This window comes from Streptomyces sp. DT2A-34 (genome assembly GCF_030499515.1).
In the GTDB taxonomy this organism is placed as follows: Bacteria; Actinomycetota; Actinomycetes; order Streptomycetales; family Streptomycetaceae; genus Streptomyces.
On sequence record NZ_JASTWJ010000001.1, the window covers coordinates 1,073,962 to 1,093,664 of the forward strand.

Consider the following 19,703-nt stretch of genomic DNA (forward strand, 5'->3'; position numbering starts at 1 on the left):
CACTCCTCTCGCAGTCGGCGACCGAGTACCCACATTCCGGCGTCAGCTCTCCCACCGCGCGACCCTGCCCTTCTCGCCCGCGGCCCAGCAGCCCCGGTCCGGTGTGCAGTCCACGGTGTCGTACGAGCCCGTGTCGACGGTCCGCCAGGTGCGCCCGCCGTCGGTCGTCAGGTCGGTGCCGGCGGGGCCGACCGCGAGGGCGGCGGTACGGCTGTGCGGGAGCCAGGTGACGCCGGAGCGGTAGGCGTTCACCGGCATCGCGGCGGGCTGCCAGGTGGCGCCCCCGTCGCCGGTACGGGCGGCAGCTTGCGGGGAGGCCTGGTCGGGGCGGTAGTCGCCGCCGACCGCGAGGCCGTGCGTACGGTCGCGGAAGGCGAGCGCGAAGACGCCGCGGGCCGGGTCGCCCGCCGGGACCGGTGTGTCGGCGGCCGTCCAGGTCAGCCCCCGGTCGGCGGAGTGCAGCACACGCGCGCGTGCGGCCCCGCCGGTGGCCAGCCAGACGTCCTTCCGCCCGGAGGTGACCAGGCACTGCCCGCTCGCCGCGAAGCCGGCCTCGCCCTCCAGCGCGGCGGGCATCCCGTCGCCGGGCAGCACCTTCCAGGAGCGGCCGCCGTCGCCGGTCGACAGGATGCGGAACCTTCCGTCCACCGGGTCGCTCATCGCCAGGCCGTGGCGGTGGTCGAAGAAGGTCATGCAGTCGTAGAAGGCCCGCGCGTCGGTGTTGCGGAAGGACTCGGTCCAGGTCGCGCCGCCGTCCTGCGTGCGGTACACGCGGGACGCCTCGCCCTCTCCGATGGCCAGCACCACGGCGCGCCGCGCGTCGAACGCCTCGACGTCCCGGAACTGCAGCTCGGCGGCGCCGGGTGGCGAGACGTTCCGCCAGGTCGCGCCGCCGTCGGTGGTGCGCAGGACGGTGCCCTGGGTTCCGGCCAGCCAGGCGGTGTTCCGGCTGGCCGCGGACAGCCCGCGGAAGCGCACCTCGGGCGTGCCACTGTCCTTGAGTTCCCAGTGCGGTGCCCGCCGCTCCGGCTGGTCCGCCTGCGCGGGTACGGCGGTCAGCGCGGCCAGCGCCGCCCCGCACGCCACCCCCGCGGCCACTGTCCGAAACGTACGCCCCGACCGTCGCGTGCTCCCCGAACGCCTCATGGCGGGCGAAGCTAGCCGACCACCCCGGCATCGTCCAGATGACCCCGGGGACCACATGTGACTTTCCCGGCACGGAGGACGAACGAGCCACTCCCATGCATGACGGCGGTGACAGAGGTCACTCGAATCCGGGGTGCACGGATTGGCTGATTCCGTCGTCTCTACCAGTGCCCGGTCTCGTCCGCCCGGAAGTTCGTCCAGCTGTCACAAGGGAGCATGGCGTTGTCCACCGTAATCGAGCAGCCCGTTGAGGCCCGTCTCGTCGCCGCCGCGCCGCGGATGCCGAGCATTCCCGCGACCCTGCACTACGACCGGCGCGACCCGTTCGCCGTCCGCATGACCTTCCCGGCCCCGGCCACCCTGGAGGGCGTGGAGGTCTGCTGGACCTTCAGCCGCGAGCTGCTCGTGGCCGGGCTGGAGCGGCCCGAGGGCCACGGCGACGTGCGGGTGCGGCCGTACGGGTTCGACCGTACGGTCCTGGAGTTCCACGCGCCCGAGGGCACGGCCGTCGTGCACATCCGCACGGGCGAGGTGCAGCGCTTTCTGCAGTCGACGAGCGAGCTGGTGCCGCTCGGGCTGGAGCACCTTCAGCTCGACCTGGACCGTGATCTGGCGGAACTCATGCGGGACGCCTGCTGAGGCGGTTTCCTCGCCCCCGCCGCCCCTACCCGTCCCATCCCTGAAGGGGCGGAGCCCCTTCCACCCCGCCAGGGGGCGAAGCCGCCCCCTGGACCCCCGTCGGCCTGCACGGCCTCGTCTTCAAACGCCGGACGGGCTGAAGGACGCCGACCGGCGTTGAGAAGTCGAGCATGCCCGGGCTCGCTTTAATTCCGTTGACAGGCCCTCGCCCCCCTCCTACCGTCTACAACGGTCCTGTTGCCGTCGATTGGAGAAGGACGTTGCTCGTCTGAGGTCCTGAGACACCGCGCCACACCTGAGGTGTGTTTGCGCTGCGTGCGACCTCGGCGTTCGAGCCGTCCTCCGGAGCAGGGCTTTTCTCATGGCCCCGAACCCTCTGAGGCCTCCCCGTCGGTCGCCGGTGTCTCGATACGCGTTTGCCCTTGATCGCTTCGAGCATCCGCGGAGGCCCGTATGTCTACTTCCCTCACCTGTACGTCCCTCTCCTTCACCTGGCCCGACGGCACCCCCGTCTTCGAGGGCCTCGACGTCGCGTTCGGCCCCGGCAGGACCGGACTCGTCGGCGTCAACGGGTCAGGGAAATCAACCCTGTTGAAGCTCATCGCCGGTGAGCTCACCCCGGTCGACGGCGCCGTGCGCGTCGCCGGCGAGGTCGGCTACCTCCCGCAGAACGTCACCCTCGACACCGGCCTGAAGGTCGACGAGGCCCTCGGCATCGCGGACCGGCGAGCCGCGCTGCACGCCATCGAGGCCGGTGACGTGGCCGAGGAGCACTTCGAGACCGTCGGCGACGACTGGGACGTGGAGGAGCGCGCTCTTGCCACGCTCGGCGAACTCGGGCTCGGCCACGTCGAGTTGGACCGCACGATCGGCGAGGTGTCGGGCGGCGAGTCGGTGCTGCTGCGGCTGGCCGCGCTGCTGCTGCGCCGCCCGGACGTCCTGCTGCTCGACGAGCCCACCAACAACCTCGACCTGTACGCACGCAGGCGGCTGTACGCGGCCGTCGCCGCCTGGCCGGGGGTGATGGTGGTGGTCAGCCACGACCGCGAACTCCTGGACCTCGTCGACCAGATCGCCGATCTGCGCTCCGGGGAGGTCACCTGGTACGGCGGCAACTACTCGGCGTACGAGGAGGCCCTCGCCACCGAGCAGGAGGCGGCCGAGCGGATGGTGCGGGTCGCCGAGGCCGACCTGAAGAAGCAGAAGCGTGAACTGGTCGACGCCCAGGTCAAGTTGGCCCGGCGCAAGCGGTACGGGCAGAAGATGTGGGACCAGAAGCGGGAGCCGAAGATCGTCATGGGGGCGCGCAAGCGGGCGGCACAGGAGTCCGCCGGCAAGCACCGCGTCATGCACGAGGAGAAGCTCGCCGAGGCCAAGGAGCGGCTCGACGAGGCGGTGGACGCCGTACGGGACGACGACGAGATCCGCGTCGACCTGCCGTACACGGCCGTACCGCCGGGGCGGACCGTCCTCACGCTCCTGGACCTGGAGTTGGCGTACGGCGCGCGCGTGAACGGCGGCTTCGATCTGCGTGGCCCTGAGCGGATCGCGCTGATCGGGCGCAACGGCGCGGGCAAGACGACGCTGCTGCGGACGATCGCCGGGGAGCTGGAACCGGTGTCGGGTGCGGCGACGGCACATGTTCCGCTCCGCCTCCTGCCGCAGCGGCTCGACGTGCTCGACGGCGAGCTGTCGGTCGCCGAGAACGTGGCCCGGTTCGCGCCGGGCGCCACCAACAACCGGGTCCGGGCACGCCTTGCCCGCTTCCTGTTCCGGGGAGCCCGCGCCGACCAGAAGGCGGCGACGCTGTCCGGCGGTGAGCGCTTCCGGGCCGCGCTGGCCGCGCTGATGCTGGCCGAGCCCGCACCGCAGCTGCTGATGCTGGACGAGCCGACGAACAACCTGGACATGGCGAGCGTACGGCAGCTCACCACGGCCCTGGAGTCGTACGAGGGGGCGCTGATCGTGGCCAGTCACGACCTGCCGTTCCTGGAGTCGATCGGCATCACGCGCTGGCTGATGGTGGAGGACGGAGAGCTGAAAGAAATCACGCCAGAGGCTGTCGGGTATCTCGCCTAGCTTCGGCTTCGTGGCCGATTTCACGCACGGATTCGCGCACGGATTCGCGCACGGATTCATCACCATCACGGGAGCCCGGGAGAACAATCTCAAAGACGTCTCCCTCCGCATCCCGAAAGGCCGGCTGACCGTGTTCACCGGCCTTTCGGGATCAGGGAAGTCGTCGATCGTCTTCGACACGATCGCGGTCGAGTCGCAGCACCGGCTGAACGAGACCTTCACGTGGTTCGTGCGCAACGACCGTGGGGCGGGAGTGGCCCCGGCACGGCACGCCGAGCGCCGGACCGGCGACCGCCTACTCCTTCAACGACCCCTCCGGGATGTGCCCCGAGTGCGACGGCCTGGTGGCGGTGGTCGTCGAGCACAACCTGGACGTGGTGGCCCACGCCGACCGGATCATCGACCTGGGGCCGGACGGGGGCAGGGACGGGGGCAGGGTGATCTTCGAAGGAGCCCCACGACAGCTCCTCGACGCCCCCGGCTCCTTCACCGCGGAGCATCTCAGGAGGGCCACAGCCTGACCCGGAGGGTTTTGTACGGGCGGGTAGCACCTGCATGATGGCGGGTCGGTGCCCCATGCAGCATGGCGCCGACACCTGCCACCGACCCGGAGATCCCTCGTGCCCAGCAAGAAGGCCCTCGTCCGCCGCCCCAGCCCGCGCCTCGCCGAAGGGCTGGTGACACACATCGAGCGCGAGAAGGTCGACGTCGACCTCGCGGTCGAGCAGTGGGAGGCGTATACGGAGGCCCTGCGTACGCACGGCTGGGAGACGATCGAGGTCGACCCGGCCGACGACTGCCCCGACGCGGTGTTCGTCGAAGACACGGTCGTCATGTACCGCAACGTCGCGCTGATCACCCGGCCCGGCGCCGAGTCCCGGCGCCCGGAGACCATCGGCGTCGAGGAGGCCGTGGCCTCGCTGGGCTGCTCCGTGAACTGGATCTGGGAGCCGGGCACGCTGGACGGCGGCGACGTGCTGAAGGTCGGCGACACGATCTACGTCGGCCGCGGCGGCCGTACCAACGCGGTCGGCGTCCAGCAGCTGCGGGCCGCCTTCGAACCGCTGGGGGCGCGGGTCGTAGCCGTACCGGTGAGCAAGGTGCTGCACCTGAAGTCGGCGATCACGGCGCTGCCCGACGGAACGATTCTCGGGCGCATCCCGCAGCTGGACGTGCCGTCGCTGTTCCCGCGCTTCCTTCCGGTGCCCGAGGAGTCCGGGGCGCATGTGGTGCTGCTCGGCGGCGGCAAGCTGCTCATGGCCGCGAGCGCGCCGAAGACGGCGGAGCTGCTCGCCGACCTCGGTCACGAGCCCGTTCCGGTGGACATCAGCGAGTTCGAGAAGCTCGAAGGATGTGTGACATGCCTCTCGGTGCGAATGCGGGAACTGTACGCCTGACCGACTGACTGATCGCGCTCTCAGCCCCGGGACCTGCGGGTCCTGGGGCTTTGCGCATCCCCGTGAAATCACGGCGACACAGTGGCTGATCAGCACTCTTTACATCACTCTTAACCTACGGCTTCGTAACCTACGGGTTCGTAGCCTACGATCCCGTAGGTTCCGGCAACCGCTCGCCGGTCCCATGCCCCATGTTGTGCGTCCCCCTGGAGTTCCCGTGACGATCGCTTCCCCTCACCTTGGCAGCCCCGCCGTCTGGACCGACGCCCGCCTGCTGTACGCGTTGGAGGAAGTGGTCGAGAAGGAACTCAACCGCCATCTGCAGGTCGCCAAGGACTGGATGCCGCACGAGTACGTGCCGTGGACGGACGGCCGCAACTTCCCCGGCCTCTTCGAGGACGGGGAGGCCTGGGACAAGGAGCAGTCCAAGGTCACCGAGATCGGCCGCATCGCCCTCGTCGTCAACCTCCTCACCGAGGACAACCTCCCCAGCTACCACCACGAGATCGCCTCGCTCTTCGGCCGTGACGGCGCCTGGGGCACGTGGGTGCACCGCTGGACGGCGGAGGAGGGGCGGCACGGCATCGTGATGCGCGACTATCTGCTCACCTCGCGCGCGGTTGACCCGGACAAGCTGGAGCAGTTCCGCATGTCCCACATGAGCGAGGGCTTCGAGTCGGACAACCGGCACTCGATGCTGCACTCCATCGCCTACGTCGCCTTCCAGGAGCTCGCGACGCGCGTCTCGCACCGCAACACCGGCCACCAGTCCGGTGACCCGATCTGTGACCGCATGCTGGCGCGCATCGCGACCGACGAGAACCTGCACATGGTCTTCTACCGGAACCTGCTGAAGGCCGCGTTCGAACTCGCCCCCGACCTCACGATGCAGGCGGTGCGGGACGTGCTCGTCAACTTCCGCATGCCCGGCCACGGCATCCCCGGCTTCGAGCGCGCCGCCGCGCAGATGGCCATCGGCGAGGTCTACAACCTGCGCATCCACCACGACGACGTCCTCCAGCCCGTCCTCCGCTTCCTGAAGATCATGGAGATCGACGGCCTCGGCCCGGAGGGCCAGAAGGCCCAGGAGGAGCTGGGCCTGTTCATGGGCGGCCTGGACGCGGAGGCCCTGAAGTTCGACGAGAAGCTGGCAGCCCGAAAGGCCCGGATGGCGACTCGGGCTGCGGGCTGAGGGGCAGAGCTGAGCGGCTGAGGGTCGGGAGCTCGGGCGGGGGCTGAGCGGCGGGAGCTCGGGGCGAGGCTGAGGTCAGGACCTCCGGGCGGAGGATCCGGGCCGCGGCCCCCCAGGGCTCCAGGGCCAGGCAGGGCCGGCCACCTGCAGGCCGCAGGCCCGGGCTACTCGCCGAGGGCCAGGCAGGGCCAGCCGCGCTGCCGGCCGCGAGGCAGGGGCTACGCGCCAGGGCCAGCAGGGCTACCCACACTCCAGGCCGAGGGACGGAAACACGGGCCGCGGGCCCAAGGCTCCAAGCCCAGGCAGGGCCGGCCAAGCTCCAGGCCGAAGGGCGGGGATACGGGCCGCAGGCCCCAAGGCTCCGGCCCAGGGCCAGGGCCAGGGCCAGGCAGGGCCAGCCACCCGCAGGCCGCAGGCCCGGGCTACTCGCCGAGGGCCAGGCAGGGGGCCAGCCGCGCTGCCGGCCGCGAGGCAGGGGCTACGCGCCAGGGCCAGCAGGGCTACCCACACTCCAGGCCGAGGGACGGAAACACGGGCCGCGGACCCAAGGCTCCAAGCCCAGGCAGGGCCGGCCAAGCTCCAGGCCGAAGGGCGGGGATACGGGCCGCAGGCCCCAAGGCTCCGGCCCAGGGCCAGGGCCAGGCAGGGCCAGCCACCCGCAGGACACGTAGGCCGGGGCTACACGCCGAGGGCCAGGCAGGGCCAGCAGACCGCGAGCCGGGGGCTACACGCTGAGGGCCAGAAGGGTCCGGCCACACTCCCGGCCGAGGGGCGGGACACAGGCCGCGGGCCCCAGGCAGGGCCGGCCACCTGCACGCCGCAGGCCCGGAGCTACACACCGAGGCCCAGGCAGGACCAGCCACACTCCAGGCCGTGAGCCGGGGCTATACGCCCAGGGCCAGAAGGGCCGGCCACACTCCCGGCCATGGGGCGGGACCACGGGCCGCGGGCCCAAGGCTCCAGGCCCAGGCCAGGCAGGGACCGCCGCCTGCACGCCGCAGGCCCGGGGCTGCACGCCCAGGCACAGCAGGGCAAGCCACACTCCAGGCCGAGGGCCCAGGGCCCAGGGCCGAGGTCTGGGGGCGCAAGAATCCAGCGCACGCCCCCGGACTTGCGGGGCGAAGATCGGGGTCGACCGCCGGAGGCACACGGCGCCGGTAAGGGGCGCGAGGCTTCCGGTCCGGGCCCCGTGCGTCAGGGGTCCTGGCCAGGGCCGCTCCGGCCGAGCGGGCGGTGACAGTGGGTATCACGCAGGCGCCTCAGGGCGTGCGGTTCGTGTACCCGTGCCGGTTCGGCGAGGTGCGGTCGCGGGCCAGGGCGTAGCGGTTCAGCGTGACGTGCGCCTGAGCTCCAGGCGTTCCTTCTCCGACAGGCCGCCCCAGACGCCGAAGCGTTCGTCGTTGTCGAGCGCGTACTCCAGGCACGCGGAGCGGATCGGGCACAGGCCGCAGATCCGCTTTGCCTCCCGTACGGAGCTGCCCGGCTCGGGGAAGAAGAAGTCCGCCCCGGTCTGCGCGCACAACGCCTCCTGCTGCCAGTCCAGGTCGGGCGAGGTGATCGTTGTGATCGTGTCGATGTGCATACGCAGGATCGTGCCGGTCGGCGAAAAACGTTCGATCAACGCGGGATCAACGCCGCGCCGCAGGGCCGCCGGCCGACTCGATGCTCCCCCTGCGCGCGCTGCGGCGCACGGCGGCGCGCGCAAACAGGTGAAAGACATGGAGGTCCTCGCTGGTCACCCACGGTGACCGCGGCGGTTACCGCAGTCGGCTGTCGCGCTCCGGCAGCGATTGTCAGTGGCCGGTGCAAGACTCGGCAGAGCAGACAGCACAGCAGACAGCACAAGGGACACACAACGGACGACGGGACCCTTCCGAGGAGGGCGATGATGCTCACCACCCGTTATGTCACCGGCGCGCCGAACTGGATCGACCTCGGCACACCCGACATCGAGGGCGCCGCTTCCTTCTACGGCGGCCTGTTCGGCTGGCGGTTCCAGCCGGGCGGGCCCGAGACCGGCGGTTACGGCCTCTTCCAGCTCGGCGGCAGGACCACGGCCGGCGGTATGCAGACCACCGAGGAGCAGGGGCCGCCCTCCTGGACGGTGTACTTCCAGGCACCGGACGTGGACGCCACGGCGAAGGCGGCCGAGCAGGCGCACGGCTCGGTGCTGATACAGCCGATGGACGTGATGGACCTGGGCCGTATGGCCATCCTCGCCGACAAGGCGGGCGTGCACTTCGGCCTCTGGCAGCCCGGTACCAACAAGGGCCTCGACGTCGTCCGGGAGCCCGGCTCGCTGTGCTGGCTGGAGCTGTACACCACGGACGTACCGGCCGCGGCGGGCTTCTACAACGCGACGCTCGGCCTGGAGACCTTCGCCCTCGACTTCTACGGCGGCACCTACACGACGTTCAGCCCTGCCGGGGAGGGTGAGGACGCCATGTTCGGCGGGGTCGTCGACAAGGCCGACGATCCGGCGGAGGCGCAGGGCGCGGCGTACTGGCTGCCGTACTTCGAGGTCACGGACACGGACGCCACGGTCGCCAAGGCGCAGGAGCTGGGCGGCACGGTCCGTATGCCGGCCACGGACCTGCCGGACGTCGGCCGTATCGCCAAGCTCACCGACCCGTACGGGGCACGCTTCGCGGTGATCAAGAGCGCGCCGCCTCAGAGCTGAAGTCGCCGCAGGGCTGAAGTCGCCGCAGGGCTGAAAAGGAGCGGGACGCAAGCCGGAGGGACGCGAGCTCCCGTCGGACGACCTACGCGGACGCGCGCCGCACCAGCGTGGTCGGCAGCACCACGCTGGAGGGCGCGGCACCGACGCCCTGCTCGGTGGCGCGCCGGTCGAGCCCGCGGAGCAACAGCCGGGCCATCAACCGGCCCATCTCCTCTATGTCCTGACGGACCGTCGTGAGCGCGGGCTCGGTCTGTTCCGCGACCGGCAGCATGTCGTCGAACCCGACCACCGCGACGTCCTCCGGCACCCGCCGCCCCGACTCGCGCAACACCCGCAGAGCCCCGGCGGCGGTGAGATCGTTGGCGGCGAACACGGCGTCCAGGTCCGGGCAGCGTTCGAGAAGCTCACGCATCGCCCGCTCACCGCCGGCCGGCGTGAAGTCGCCCTCGACGATGAGCCGCGGATCGGCGTCGACCATGACGTCCCGGTAGCCGTCGAGCCGGTCCACCGCCGACGTCTGGTCGAGGGCGCCGGTGATGTGCGCGATGCGCGTGCGGCCGAGGCCGGCGAGGTGGCGCACGGCGTCGCGGGCGCCGCCACGGTTGTCGCTGTCGACGTAGACCACGCCTCGCCGGTCGCCGCTCCAGTCGGGCCGTCCGCCGAACACGGTGGGGACTCCGGCGTGCTGGATCAGACCGGGCAGCGGGTCGTCGAGGTGCAGTGAGAAGACGAGCGCTCCGTCGACATGCCCGCCGGCGAGGTAGCGGCCGACACGGGCGTGGTCGTCGCGGCCCTCGGTGAGGAGCAGTACGAGCTGGTTGTCGTGGGCCGTCAACTCCTTGCTGATTCCGCGGAGTTGCAGGGCGAAGAAGGGGTCGGCGAAGACGCGGGTCTCCGGTTCGGCGACGACGACGGCGACGGCGTCGTGCCGCCGGGTCACCAGGCTGCGGGCGGCCTGGTTGGGCACGTACCCGAGTTCCTCCACCGCCTCGCGGACCCGCCGCACGAGGGGCTCGCGCACGCCGTCCCCGCCGTTGACCACCCGGGACACGGTGGCCCGCGAGACCCCGGCCCGTGCGGCCACGGCCTCCAGGGTGGGGCGTGGGGCGGTTTCGGTCACTGCGCGGCTCCTCGGCTGGGGTTGCGGATCAGGATAGTCCTGGCGGGGGACGGGTGTGAGAGCGCTCTCCGCTCCGTGGGAACCGCGTGCGTCGGCAATGCGGAGAGCGGTGCGGACCGCCGTACGACCGGGTGATCCATTTGGCCGATCTTGCCTGGCAGCTCCCTCGACGGCGACCGAGGCTGCTGCTGATGGCCGCCCGGGGTACAGGGCGGCACGGCCCCGGAACAGGAGATGCGATGCGGACCACTCCCAGGAGAGAGCCAGTTGTACGAGGGCTGCGCCGGGCCGGCATGTCCCGCAGGTGGTGGCTGCTGTTCTCCGTCGGCGCGGCCCTGGGCCTCATCGGTTCCAGCAGCGCGGGAGCCGCCGAGGGTGCCGCGCCCGCGTCCCGTGCGGGTCGAGCGCGCTGAGCGCGAGTCAGCTCAGCAGATCGACCCGCTGCCCGACCCCCTGCCGCTCCGCCGCCCGATATGCCATCCACGTCAGCGCCAGGTCCTGCCAGGGCAGGCCGACGGGAGCGTAGACGGATCGGCCCGCGGTACTCGTACGGCCCGGGTGTTCGCCGCGCAGTACGGCGCCGAGGGTGGTGTCGGCGGCTTCCGCGGGCAGGCGGGCCGCCGCCAACGCGCCCATGACGGAGGCGAGTTCGCGGTCGTCGACGACGAGCAGCGCCGCCTGAAGCAGGTCGGCCGCCAGTTCCTGCTTTCCGGGCTCGTCGGCGCCCAGGCTCGTGAAGTGCTGCCCTTCCCTGGTCTCGGCCAGGGACAGCAGCGGTGACCGTGACCAGGTGGCCAGCAGTACGGTGTCAGCCACCGCGGCGGCCTCCCGCGCCGAGCCCACCGGCCGGCCGCCGTGGCGTGCGGCGAAGTCGGCGCAACGGTCGCCGTCCGTGTCGTGGACGGCCAGATCGCCGTAACTCCGCAGCGCGCGGAGCCCCCGCACCATGAGCTCCGCCTGCGCCCCCGCGCCGATGACACCCAGCACGTCGCCGGGACCGGCGAGAAGGTGGGTTCCCAGGGCCGCCGCCAGGCCCGTACGCCACGCGGTGATCGTCGCCGAGTCCAGTAGGGCGAGCAACTCGCCGTCTTCGCCGCTGTGCAGGCAGATCACCCCGCGCAGGGCGGGCCGGGCGTGCGTGAACTTGGCGTTCACCTTCACTGTGTACGCCTCGATGCCCGGCAGCACTCCGGGGAGCAGCGCCGTCGCCGTACCGGGAAACGGCAGGTCGGCCCGTACCCGCCGCCCCGCGACGAGAGCGGCGTCCGCATCCCGGAAGCCCTCCCTCAGCGCGGCCAGGCAGGGCTCCGGCTCCAGTACGGCTTCCAGGTCACTGCGCGTCAGAAGAAGGGTCACCGGCCCATGATCGGTCAGTGCTCATGCTCGGCCGACTGATTTCCGTGCTCGTGCGGCTCGTACCCGGGAATCGTCCCGTCCGCCTTCTTCACCAGGAACAACCCCACCATCCCCATGTCGGAGTGGCTCTGCACATGGCAGTGGTACATCCACGCGCCCGCTCCGACCCCTTCCCCCGCGATCACCTGGAACCCGAACGAGTCCGCGGGGCCCACGATCTTGTTGTCGATGACCTGGCTGGGGTCGTCCGGACCGGTGAGCATGCCCGTGCGGTTGTCGGCCCAGCGATGACCGTGCAGGTGGAAGGTGTGGTAGTACTCGCCGTGCGTGATCACCGCGAACTCGACGCGATCGCCCACCGTCGCCTCGAAGTTCGGGCCGCTGTGCGCGGGCTTGTTGTTGATGAGCATGTCGTTGAAGACGATCGTGTGGGTCGCGTCGGGGAGGATGTCGCCTTTCCTGCGGACGATCACCGGACCGTACAGGCCCTTGCGGATGCCGCCCGTGCCGTGTTCCGTGCCGACGACGTGGTCGTGGTAGTGCCAGTAGCCGGCGCTGCCCGCGCGCCAGGTGCCGTCCCCCCGGCGGCCGGGGGCGTGGGTGCGCCAGGTGTAGGTGCGGGAGCCGCCGGGCTCGACGTCGCTCTTGTTCAACTTCGTGCCGTCGCTGGTGATTTCGTAGTCGAGGCCGTGGACGTGCAGGCTCACCGGCACGTCCATCGTGTTCTCGAACTCGACGTGCAGGGTGTCGCCCTCGTTGAGCTCGATCAGCGGGCCGGGGATCGTCGGCTTGCCCTTCTCCAGGCCGTACCCCATCTGCCCGTCGGCGAGTTTCTCGGCGTACAGCTTGAAGTGCCTGACCTCGCCGCCGGCCGGGGCGGTCCGCGGCGGTGTGTCGGCACTCACGGCCTCGGGCACCGACGCCAGGGACAACGATGTCGCGACGGTCGCGCCGCCCAGCAACACGCGTCTGTTGAAGGCGCGCCTGTCGAAGGCACGCCTGTCGAAGCCGCGTCTGTCGAAGCTGCCTTCGTTCATGCCGAACTCCCTACGGCGGTACGGAAATTGCCGGGATGAACCGGTGAGACGGTACCGGCCACTCCCTCGTTTATCCACACTCAGGACAAAGTTGGTCCCAGTACGGCCATAGGTATTGGCGAGTCGTTCAAAGGGGTCTAGCTTCCTTGTCGCTGTTGCTGTGACCGTGGAGGTGCCCATGCACTTACGAGGGTTGAGCACGAGAAGACAGACCTGGGTGGCCACTGTGACCACCGGGATCGTCGCCGCCGGGCTGATGTCGGCTCCGGCGGCCGATGCGCGCCCGGTCCCGGAACCACCCCCGACAACGATGTCCGTCAAGTCGCCACCGGGCGGCGCGAACGTAAGGGTGCTCATCTTCCACGGCTCCGCGGCCGCGGGCGACGAGTCGCCGCTGGTGAACGCCGGTATCGAGGCGATCGAGAAGATCGGCCTGTCGGGCCCGGCCGACCGGCGCTTCAAGGTCGAGGCCACGAAGGACGCCTCGGTCTTCACCGATGGGACCAGGCTGGGCCGTTTCAACGCGATCGTGTTCCTCACCGGCGGCGGCGATGTCCTCGACCCCGAGCAGGAGGCGGGGCTGGAGGCCTACATGGAGGCGGGCGGCGGTTTCGTCGGCATCCATGACGCGGCCCGTGCCGAGCCGTACTCGGAGTGGTTCACCGGCCTCGTCGGCGCCCGCCCGGCGGCCGGCGGCCCGGCGAACGTTCAGCGGGCCGTCGTCGAGGTCGGTGACCGGCGGCATCCGGCCACCAAGGAGCTTCCGGTGCAGTGGAAACGGCCGGACAAGTGGCTGAACTGGGCGAAGAACCCGTCGGGCAATGTGCATACAGTCGCCCGTGTACGGGAGTCGACATACCAGCCGGGGTCGTCGACCGCCAACGGCTGGGATCATCCGGTCAGTTGGTGCCGCGACTACGACGGCGGCCGCTCCTTCTACACCGGCATGGGCGGCACGGTGTCGTCGTACGACGAGAGCGACTTCCGTACGCATCTGCGCGGCGCCCTGCTCTGGACCGCCCGGCTGGTGCAGGCCGACTGCACGGCGACGATCACCGGCAACTACAAGGCCGAGCGCCTCACCCAGCCCAACCAGCCCGGCCAGAACGACCAGATCGGCGAGCCGCACGGCCTGGTCACCGCGCCCGACGGCCGCGTGCTCTACATCGGTCGGGGCGGTGCCGACTCCTCCCAGCCGGTGATCACCGACTGGAACAACCCGGACATCGGCAAGGGCAAGGGCGAGATCCATGTCTACGACCCGAGGACCAAGAAGGTCACCCTGGCAGGCGCGTTGACCGTCTTCGGCAACAAGGGCGGCGGTGATGAGCTGATCAAGGTCGAGGAGGGGCTCCTCGGCATCGAACTCGACCCGCGCTTCGAGGAGAACGGCTGGGTGTACCTGCACTACACCCCGCACGCGCGGATCAACCGCGACACGCGGATGGCAGAGCGGCGCGTCTCCCGCTTCACGCTGGACCTCGCCACCAGCAAGCTTGACCTGGGCAGCGAGAAGGTACTGCTCAAGTGGCCGGTGCAGATCCACAGTTGCTGTCACGCGGGCGGCGGGATGGCCTGGGACTCCAAGGGCAACCTGTACATCGCGACCGGCGACAACAACTCCAGCCGCTTCAGCGACGGTTACTCGGGCAACAACCCCGAGCCGAACCACAAGGGCGTGTCCTTCGCCGACGCGCGCCGCACCGCCGGCAACACCAACAACCTCAACGGCAAGATCCTGCGCATCCACCCGGAGCCGGACGGCACGTACACGCTGCCGGAGGGCAACCTCTTCACCGGCCGGGAGACCGACGAGGGCGGCGGCAAGACACGCGGCGAGATCTATGTGATGGGCGTCAGGAACCCCGCACGCATCTTCGTCGACAAGACGACGGACATCCTGTACGCGGGCTGGGTCGGCCCGGACGCCTCGGCACCCTCCACCACGTGGGGCCCGGCGAAGTACGACACCTTCGCCGTCATCACCCAGGCGGGCAACCGGGGTTGGCCGTACTGCATGGGCAACAAGCAGCCCTACCGCGACCGCAATCTGCCCGACCCGACCAAGCCGCTGGGCTGGTACGACTGCGACCACCCGAAGAACGAGTCACCGAACAACGACGGCCTCGTCAACCTCCCGCCGGTCACCGGCAACAACATCTGGTACTCGCCCCAGGGCGGCGCCCCGGACTTCCCGCGCGACGCGAACGGCGTGCCGTCGTACAAGCAGGAGGAGTCCACCTATCTGCTGCCGTGGCTCAAGGGTGGCGGGCAGGCCGCGATGAACGGGCCGGTCTACCGGTACGACGCCGTCTCGGCGACCAGTGACGTCAAGTGGCCGGCGTACTGGGACGGCAAGTGGTTCGTCGGCGACTTCTACGACGCCGACCAGCCGCGCAACGCGGTGATCACCGACCCGAAGACCCACGGTGACGGCGGTCTGCCGGTCCACTCGGAGTCGCTGAAGAAGATCGTGCCGATCGGCAACGACGGCATCAAGAACCTCATGGACTGGAAGTTCGGGCCGGACGGCGCGCTGTACGTCCTCGACTACGGCCGCGGCTTCTTCACCTCGGACGCCAAGTCCGCGCTGTGGCGGGTCACTTACACGGGCGGCGCACCGACTGCGGCCGCCGACCAGCTGGCGAGGGGGACGCAGTGACACGACAACGAAGAATGTGGGCCGCCCTGTTGGCCGCACTGCTCGTGGTGCTCGGACTGCAGGCGTTGCCCGCGACCGGACAGCCACGGCCCCAGCCCCAGCCGCAAGCGGCCGCCGAACAGGTCCTCACCTGGACGGCCGGCGACGACATCACCAAGTACACGACGGCACCCGCGACGGCCGTCGCCGGCCGGACGACGATCGTCTTCGAGAACAGCACGGCGACCGGAAACACCACCGGGATGCCGCACACGTTGACGTTCGACACCTCCGACCCGGAGTTCAACAACGACGTCCAGCTGAACATCCTCGCCAACCCGAACGACGCCCAGGGCGGCCGCCACACCGCCGAGGTCACGCTCACCCCGGGCCGCTACCGCTACTACTGCACGATCCCCGGCCACGGGCAGATGCAGGGCATCCTCGTGGTGACCGAGGGCAGCGGCGGGGACACGACGGCGCCCGAGGCGTCGGCCCACGTCAGCGGGACGCAGAACGGGCAGGGGCAGTACGTCGGTTCGGCGAGCGTGGCGATCCACGCCACCGACGAGGCGGGCGGCTCCGGCGTCGACCGCGTCGAGTACGCGGTCGGTGACACGGGCGCCTGGCAGCCGTACACCACGCCGGTCGTCGTCGATCAGGTCGGCGACCACACGATCCGCTACCGCGCCTTCGACAAGGCGGGGAACGTCTCTGCGGAGAAGGACGTCGCGTTCACGGTGGTGCCACCGCCGAGCGACGACACGACCGCGCCGGAGACTTCGGCGACGGTCAGCGGTGAGCAGAACGCCGACGGCACGTACGTCGACATGGCGACCGTCACCGTCTCCGCCTCGGACACCGGTTCCGGCGTGAACACCATCGAGTACGCGATCGGCTCCGGCGCCTGGCAGCCGTACACCGCGCCCGTGATGGTGCACGAGGTCGGCAGCCACACGGTGCGCTACCGGGCCACCGACAAGGCGGGGAACGTCGCGGCCGAGAAGAACGTGCGGTTCACGGTCGTGGCGGCGCCCCAGCCGGACACGACCCCGCCGGTGACCGGCGTGAGCGTCGAGGGCACGAAGAACTCCGACGGGGCGTACATCGGCAACGCCGAGGTGACCGTCACGGCGACCGACGAGCACCACGGCTCGGGTGTCGACCGGATCGAGTACTCGATCGACGGCGGGCCGTACCTCGCGTACGCCGCCCCCGTGGTCGTCGACCGCGCCGGCACCCACACCCTCGCCTACCGGGCGACGGACAAGGCGGGCAACACCTCCGCGGCCCGCACGGTGACCTTCACCGTGGTGTCCAGTCAGGTGCCGGCGCCCAACTGCCCAGAGTTCGACGAGCGGTTGACGGTGATCGTCGGCACCGTCGACTCGGGTGTCCCGAACAGGCTCACCAACAACCGGTGCCGGATCAACGAGTTGATCGAGGACGAGAAGGAGTGGACGTCCCACGCGCTGTTCCTCAAGCATGTGACGACCGTCCTCGACAAGCTCCTGAAGGAAGGGGTCGTCGACCAGCGCGAGTACAACGCCATCCGCGAGGCCGCCCGTCAGTCCGGGATCGGCGAGCCCGGACAGACCGAGGGCTACCGCACGATCCTCGACGGCAGCGCGGAGTCGTTCGCCAAGTGGCAGCAGGTGGGCGGCGGTTCGTTCGCGCCGAACGGTGACGGGACGATCACCAGTGGGACCACCAAGCCCGGCCTTGGCATGCTGTGGTTCCCGCAGCGCAAGTACGGCGACTTCTCGCTCCGGCTCCAGTGGCGTGACGACGCCCCGGGCACCGGCAACGCCAACTCCGGCGTGTTCGTCCGCTTCCCGTGGGTCCACGACCACCCCGAGGAGTCACGGCCCGAGTGGGTCGCCATCAAGTACGGGCACGAGGTGCAGGTGCTCGACCGGCCCGACGGCGACATGTACAAGACGGGCTCGGTCTACGGCTTCGACCGCGTGGGCCTCGCCGGTGCCGGCGTCACCCAGAAGGGAACCTGGAACGACTACGAGATCCGCGTCGTCGACCAGCACTACTCGGTCTACCGCAACGGCGTGCTGATCAACGAGTTCGACAACACCGGCGGCCAGGACTTCGTCCCGCCCCGCTCGGACGACCCGGGCACGGACGGGCGACGGTTCACCTCCGGGTACATCGGGCTCCAGGTGCACGGCACGACGGATGTGGTCTCGTACCGGGACATCAGGATCAAGGAACTGTAGGTTCCGGCGGCGTCTCCTCGGCAGGCGCCGCCTTCTTGGCCCGGCTCGGCTGTACCCGCTTGGGCTCCCCCGGCATCTTCGGATACTCGGGTGGGTACGGCAGATCGCCGAGTCCGTGGTCGCGCTCGTCCTGGTTGGCCAGCTCCAGCAGCGCGTCCAGCGAGAAGCGGTGGTCGTCCATGTCCGCGTGCACGTCGCCGAGTTCGGCGAAGCGCGCGGGCATGGTGGCGATGTCGAAGTCCTGGGGACGGGCCTCGCCGACCTCCTCCCAGCGCAGGGGGGCGGAGACCGGGGCGTGCGGGCGTGGCCGTACGGAATAGGCGGAGGCGATCGTGCGGTCGCGTGCCGTCTGGTTGTAGTCGATGAAGATGCGCTCGCCCCGTTCCTCCTTCCACCACTTGATGGTCACCTGCTCGGGCATCCGGCGTTCCATCTCCCGGCCGACGGCGATGGCGGCGCGCCGGACCTGGGTGAAGGTCCAGCGCGGCTCGATGGGCACGAAGACGTGCAGGCCGCGGCCGCCGGAAGTCTTGGGCCAACCACGCAGGCCGCCGAACTCGTCCAGGACCGCGCGCAGTTCGTGGGCGGCGCGGACGGCGTCGTCGTAGTCGGTGCCGGGCTGGGGGTCCAGGTCGATGCGGAGTTCGTCGGGGCTGTCCACGTCGTCGCGGCGGACCGGCCAGGGGTGGAAGGTGAGCGTGCCGTACTGGGCGGCCCACAGGACGGCGGCCTCCTCGGTGGGGCACATCTCGTCGGCGCTGCGGCCGCTGGGGAAGGTGATGTGGGCGGTGGGGATCCAGTCCGGCATGTTCTTCGGTGCCCGCTTCTGGAAGAACCACTCGCCGGTGACGCCGTCCGGGTAGCGCTCCAGGGTGGTGGGGCGGTCGCGCAAGGCACGCAGGATGCCGGGGCCGACGGCGATGTAGTAGCGGGCGAGGTCCAGCTTGGTGAAGCCGCGCTCGGGAAAGAAGACCTTGCCCGGGTTGGACAGGCGAACGGTCCGGCCGCCCGCTTCCAGTTCCACCGCTTCGCCCATGCGAGCCACGGTAGGCGGACCGGGCACACCTCGCACACCGGGCGTCAGCGGCTGTATGCGCGCAGAATCGGAGCATGGACCTGCCGGTGATGCCGCCCGTGAAGCCGATGCTCGCCAAGTCGGTGGCGAAGATCCCGCCGGGCATGCAGTACGAGGCGAAGTGGGACGGGTTCCGGGCGATCGTGTTCCGCGACCGGGACGAGGTCGAGCTGGGCAGCCGTACGGGCAAGCCATTGACCAGGTACTTTCCCGAGCTGGTGGCGGGGCTGAAGGAGCGGCTGCCCGAGCGGTGCGTGCTGGACGGGGAGATCGTGATCGCGCGGGAGGGGCGGCTGGACTTCGACGCGCTCACCGAGCGCATCCACCCGGCCGACTCCCGGGTGCGGACGCTGGCCGAGCGCACCCCGTCGTCGTTCGTGGCCTTCGACCTGTTGGCGCTGGCGGACGAGTCGCTGCTGGAGGTACCGCTGGCGGACCGGCGGGCGATGCTCACCATGGCGCTGTCCGGGGTGACGGCGCCGGTGCACGTGGCGCCGGCGACGACCGACATCGAGACGGCCCAGGGGTGGTTCGAGCAGTACGAGGGTGCCGGACTGGACGGTGTCATCGCCAAGCCGCTCACCCTGCGCTATCTCCAGGACGAGCGGGCCATGTTCAAGATCAAGCACGAGCGGACCGCGGACGTCGTCGTCGCGGGGTACCGCCTCCACAAGAGCGGGCCGGTCGTGGGCTCCTTGCTGCTCGGGCTCTACGACGACCGGGGCGCCCTCCAGCACGTGGGCGTGTCGGCGGCGTTCCCCATGAAGCGGCGCGCCGAACTGATCGAGGAGCTGGAGCCGCTGCGCATGGACGATGTCGCCGGCCACCCCTGGGGGGCCTGGGCCGACGAGGCGGCCCACGAGTCGGCCCGGCTGCCGGGCGCGCCGAGCCGCTGGTCGGGCAAGAAGGACCTGTCCTGGGTGCCGCTCAGACCGGAGTGGGTGGCCGAGGTGGCGTACGACCACATGGAGAACGGGGCGCGCTTCCGGCACACGGCCCGCTTCCGCCGCTGGCGGCCGGACCGCACCCCCGAGAGCTGCACCTACGCCCAGTTGGAGGAGCCGGTCCGCTACGACCTCGCGGAGATCTTCGCGCCACCGGCCTGACGTG

General features: G+C 70.5%; 15 protein-coding genes and 1 pseudogene. 10 read left to right on the top strand and 6 right to left on the bottom strand.

Annotated elements, in window-relative coordinates; all coding sequences use genetic code 11:
• Positions 1-42: 42 nt before the first annotated feature.
• Entirely contained in the window at positions 43-1,146 is a 1,104-nt protein-coding gene (locus QQM39_RS04615; protein ID WP_301995345.1) for an oxidoreductase, read from the bottom strand.
• Between the two features lie 222 nt (positions 1,147-1,368).
• Here QQM39_RS04615 and QQM39_RS04620 point away from each other — a divergent pair, with 222 nt between their 5' ends.
• The 5 genes and pseudogenes from QQM39_RS04620 to QQM39_RS04640 all read left to right on the top strand — a co-directional run bounded on the left by QQM39_RS04620 (position 1,369) and on the right by QQM39_RS04640 (position 6,453).
• Entirely contained in the window at positions 1,369-1,785 is a 417-nt protein-coding gene (locus tag QQM39_RS04620; protein WP_301995346.1) for an SsgA family sporulation/cell division regulator, read from the top strand.
• 453 nt (positions 1,786-2,238) lie between these two features.
• Positions 2,239-3,864: an ABC-F family ATP-binding cassette domain-containing protein gene (locus tag QQM39_RS04625; RefSeq protein ID WP_301995347.1), complete on the top strand. Its 1,626-nt coding sequence runs from the start codon at positions 2,239-2,241 to the stop codon at positions 3,862-3,864.
• A 10-nt stretch (positions 3,865-3,874) separates the two neighbouring features.
• Positions 3,875-4,208 (top strand): annotated as a pseudogene (locus QQM39_RS04630) (excinuclease ABC subunit UvrA); the annotation flags it as partial.
• A gap of 276 nt (positions 4,209-4,484) precedes the next feature.
• Positions 4,485-5,261: a dimethylargininase gene (gene ddaH / locus QQM39_RS04635; protein WP_301995348.1), complete on the top strand. Its 777-nt coding sequence runs from the start codon at positions 4,485-4,487 to the stop codon at positions 5,259-5,261.
• A gap of 217 nt (positions 5,262-5,478) precedes the next feature.
• Entirely contained in the window at positions 5,479-6,453 is a 975-nt protein-coding gene (locus QQM39_RS04640; protein ID WP_301995349.1) for an acyl-ACP desaturase, read from the top strand.
• Between the two features lie 1,327 nt (positions 6,454-7,780).
• Here the strand turns inward: QQM39_RS04640 and QQM39_RS04645 are convergent.
• Complete coding sequence (locus QQM39_RS04645) at positions 7,781-8,035, bottom strand: WhiB family transcriptional regulator (RefSeq protein ID WP_301995350.1); 255 nt, start codon at positions 8,033-8,035, stop codon at positions 7,781-7,783.
• Between the two features lie 306 nt (positions 8,036-8,341).
• Between QQM39_RS04645 and QQM39_RS04650 the strand changes: the two genes are divergently transcribed.
• On the top strand, positions 8,342-9,133 hold the full coding sequence (locus tag QQM39_RS04650) for a VOC family protein (protein ID WP_302003476.1): 792 nt from the start codon (positions 8,342-8,344) through the stop codon (positions 9,131-9,133).
• 82 nt (positions 9,134-9,215) lie between these two features.
• Here the strand turns inward: QQM39_RS04650 and QQM39_RS04655 are convergent, their stop codons facing one another.
• Positions 9,216-10,253 (bottom strand): LacI family DNA-binding transcriptional regulator, encoded by a 1,038-nt coding sequence (locus QQM39_RS04655; RefSeq protein WP_301995351.1) that lies wholly within the window; start codon positions 10,251-10,253, stop codon positions 9,216-9,218.
• A 239-nt stretch (positions 10,254-10,492) separates the two neighbouring features.
• Here QQM39_RS04655 and QQM39_RS04660 point away from each other — a divergent pair, with 239 nt between their 5' ends.
• Positions 10,493-10,666, top strand: coding sequence for a hypothetical protein (locus QQM39_RS04660; RefSeq protein ID WP_301995352.1), 174 nt, complete (start codon positions 10,493-10,495; stop codon positions 10,664-10,666).
• Positions 10,667-10,673: 7 nt separating this feature from the next.
• Here QQM39_RS04660 and QQM39_RS04665 read toward each other — a convergent pair whose 3' ends face one another.
• Together QQM39_RS04665 and QQM39_RS04670 are read right to left on the bottom strand one after the other, a co-directional pair.
• Positions 10,674-11,609 (bottom strand): ornithine cyclodeaminase family protein, encoded by a 936-nt coding sequence (locus QQM39_RS04665; protein WP_301995353.1) that lies wholly within the window; start codon positions 11,607-11,609, stop codon positions 10,674-10,676.
• A 14-nt stretch (positions 11,610-11,623) separates the two neighbouring features.
• Complete coding sequence (locus QQM39_RS04670; protein WP_301995354.1) at positions 11,624-12,646, bottom strand: multicopper oxidase domain-containing protein; 1,023 nt, start codon at positions 12,644-12,646, stop codon at positions 11,624-11,626.
• Positions 12,647-12,824: 178 nt separating this feature from the next.
• On the opposite strand from QQM39_RS04670, the gene QQM39_RS04675 reads away from it, so the two are divergent.
• Together QQM39_RS04675 and QQM39_RS04680 are read left to right on the top strand one after the other, a co-directional pair.
• On the top strand, positions 12,825-15,308 hold the full coding sequence (locus QQM39_RS04675; protein ID WP_301995355.1) for a ThuA domain-containing protein: 2,484 nt from the start codon (positions 12,825-12,827) through the stop codon (positions 15,306-15,308).
• A 14-nt stretch (positions 15,309-15,322) separates the two neighbouring features.
• The gene (locus tag QQM39_RS04680) at positions 15,323-17,518 is read left to right on the top strand and encodes a family 16 glycoside hydrolase (RefSeq protein WP_302003477.1); all 2,196 of its coding nucleotides are present in this window, start codon (positions 15,323-15,325) and stop codon (positions 17,516-17,518) included.
• On the opposite strand, the gene ligD is transcribed toward QQM39_RS04680, so the two are convergent.
• The gene (gene ligD / locus QQM39_RS04685; RefSeq protein WP_301995356.1) at positions 17,505-18,554 is read right to left on the bottom strand and encodes a non-homologous end-joining DNA ligase; all 1,050 of its coding nucleotides are present in this window, start codon (positions 18,552-18,554) and stop codon (positions 17,505-17,507) included. The two genes, QQM39_RS04680 and ligD, sit on opposite strands and share 14 nt — an antisense overlap.
• Positions 18,555-18,628: 74 nt before the next feature.
• Between ligD and QQM39_RS04690 the strand changes: the two genes are divergently transcribed.
• A complete protein-coding gene (locus QQM39_RS04690) occupies positions 18,629-19,699 on the top strand; it encodes an ATP-dependent DNA ligase (protein ID WP_301995358.1) in 1,071 nt (356 codons plus the stop codon).
• Positions 19,700-19,703: the final 4 nt, after the last annotated feature.

What these genes read in the sequence shown, in the direction of transcription:
- QQM39_RS04615 (WP_301995345.1), bottom strand. Translation starts at nt 1,146, where the DNA reads ATGAGGCGTTCGGGGAGCACGCGACGGTCGGGGCGTACGTTTCGGACA.
- QQM39_RS04625 (WP_301995347.1), top strand. Translation starts at nt 2,239, where the DNA reads ATGTCTACTTCCCTCACCTGTACGTCCCTCTCCTTCACCTGGCCCGAC.
- QQM39_RS04645 (WP_301995350.1), bottom strand. Translation starts at nt 8,035, where the DNA reads ATGCACATCGACACGATCACAACGATCACCTCGCCCGACCTGGACTGG.
- QQM39_RS04650 (WP_302003476.1), top strand. Translation starts at nt 8,342, where the DNA reads ATGCTCACCACCCGTTATGTCACCGGCGCGCCGAACTGGATCGACCTC.
- QQM39_RS04660 (WP_301995352.1), top strand. Translation starts at nt 10,493, where the DNA reads ATGCGGACCACTCCCAGGAGAGAGCCAGTTGTACGAGGGCTGCGCCGG.
- QQM39_RS04670 (WP_301995354.1), bottom strand. Translation starts at nt 12,646, where the DNA reads ATGAACGAAGGCAGCTTCGACAGACGCGGCTTCGACAGGCGTGCCTTC.
- QQM39_RS04675 (WP_301995355.1), top strand. Translation starts at nt 12,825, where the DNA reads ATGCACTTACGAGGGTTGAGCACGAGAAGACAGACCTGGGTGGCCACT.
- QQM39_RS04680 (WP_302003477.1), top strand. Translation starts at nt 15,323, where the DNA reads ATGTGGGCCGCCCTGTTGGCCGCACTGCTCGTGGTGCTCGGACTGCAG.
- ligD (WP_301995356.1), bottom strand. Translation starts at nt 18,554, where the DNA reads ATGGGCGAAGCGGTGGAACTGGAAGCGGGCGGCCGGACCGTTCGCCTG.
- QQM39_RS04690 (WP_301995358.1), top strand. Translation starts at nt 18,629, where the DNA reads ATGGACCTGCCGGTGATGCCGCCCGTGAAGCCGATGCTCGCCAAGTCG.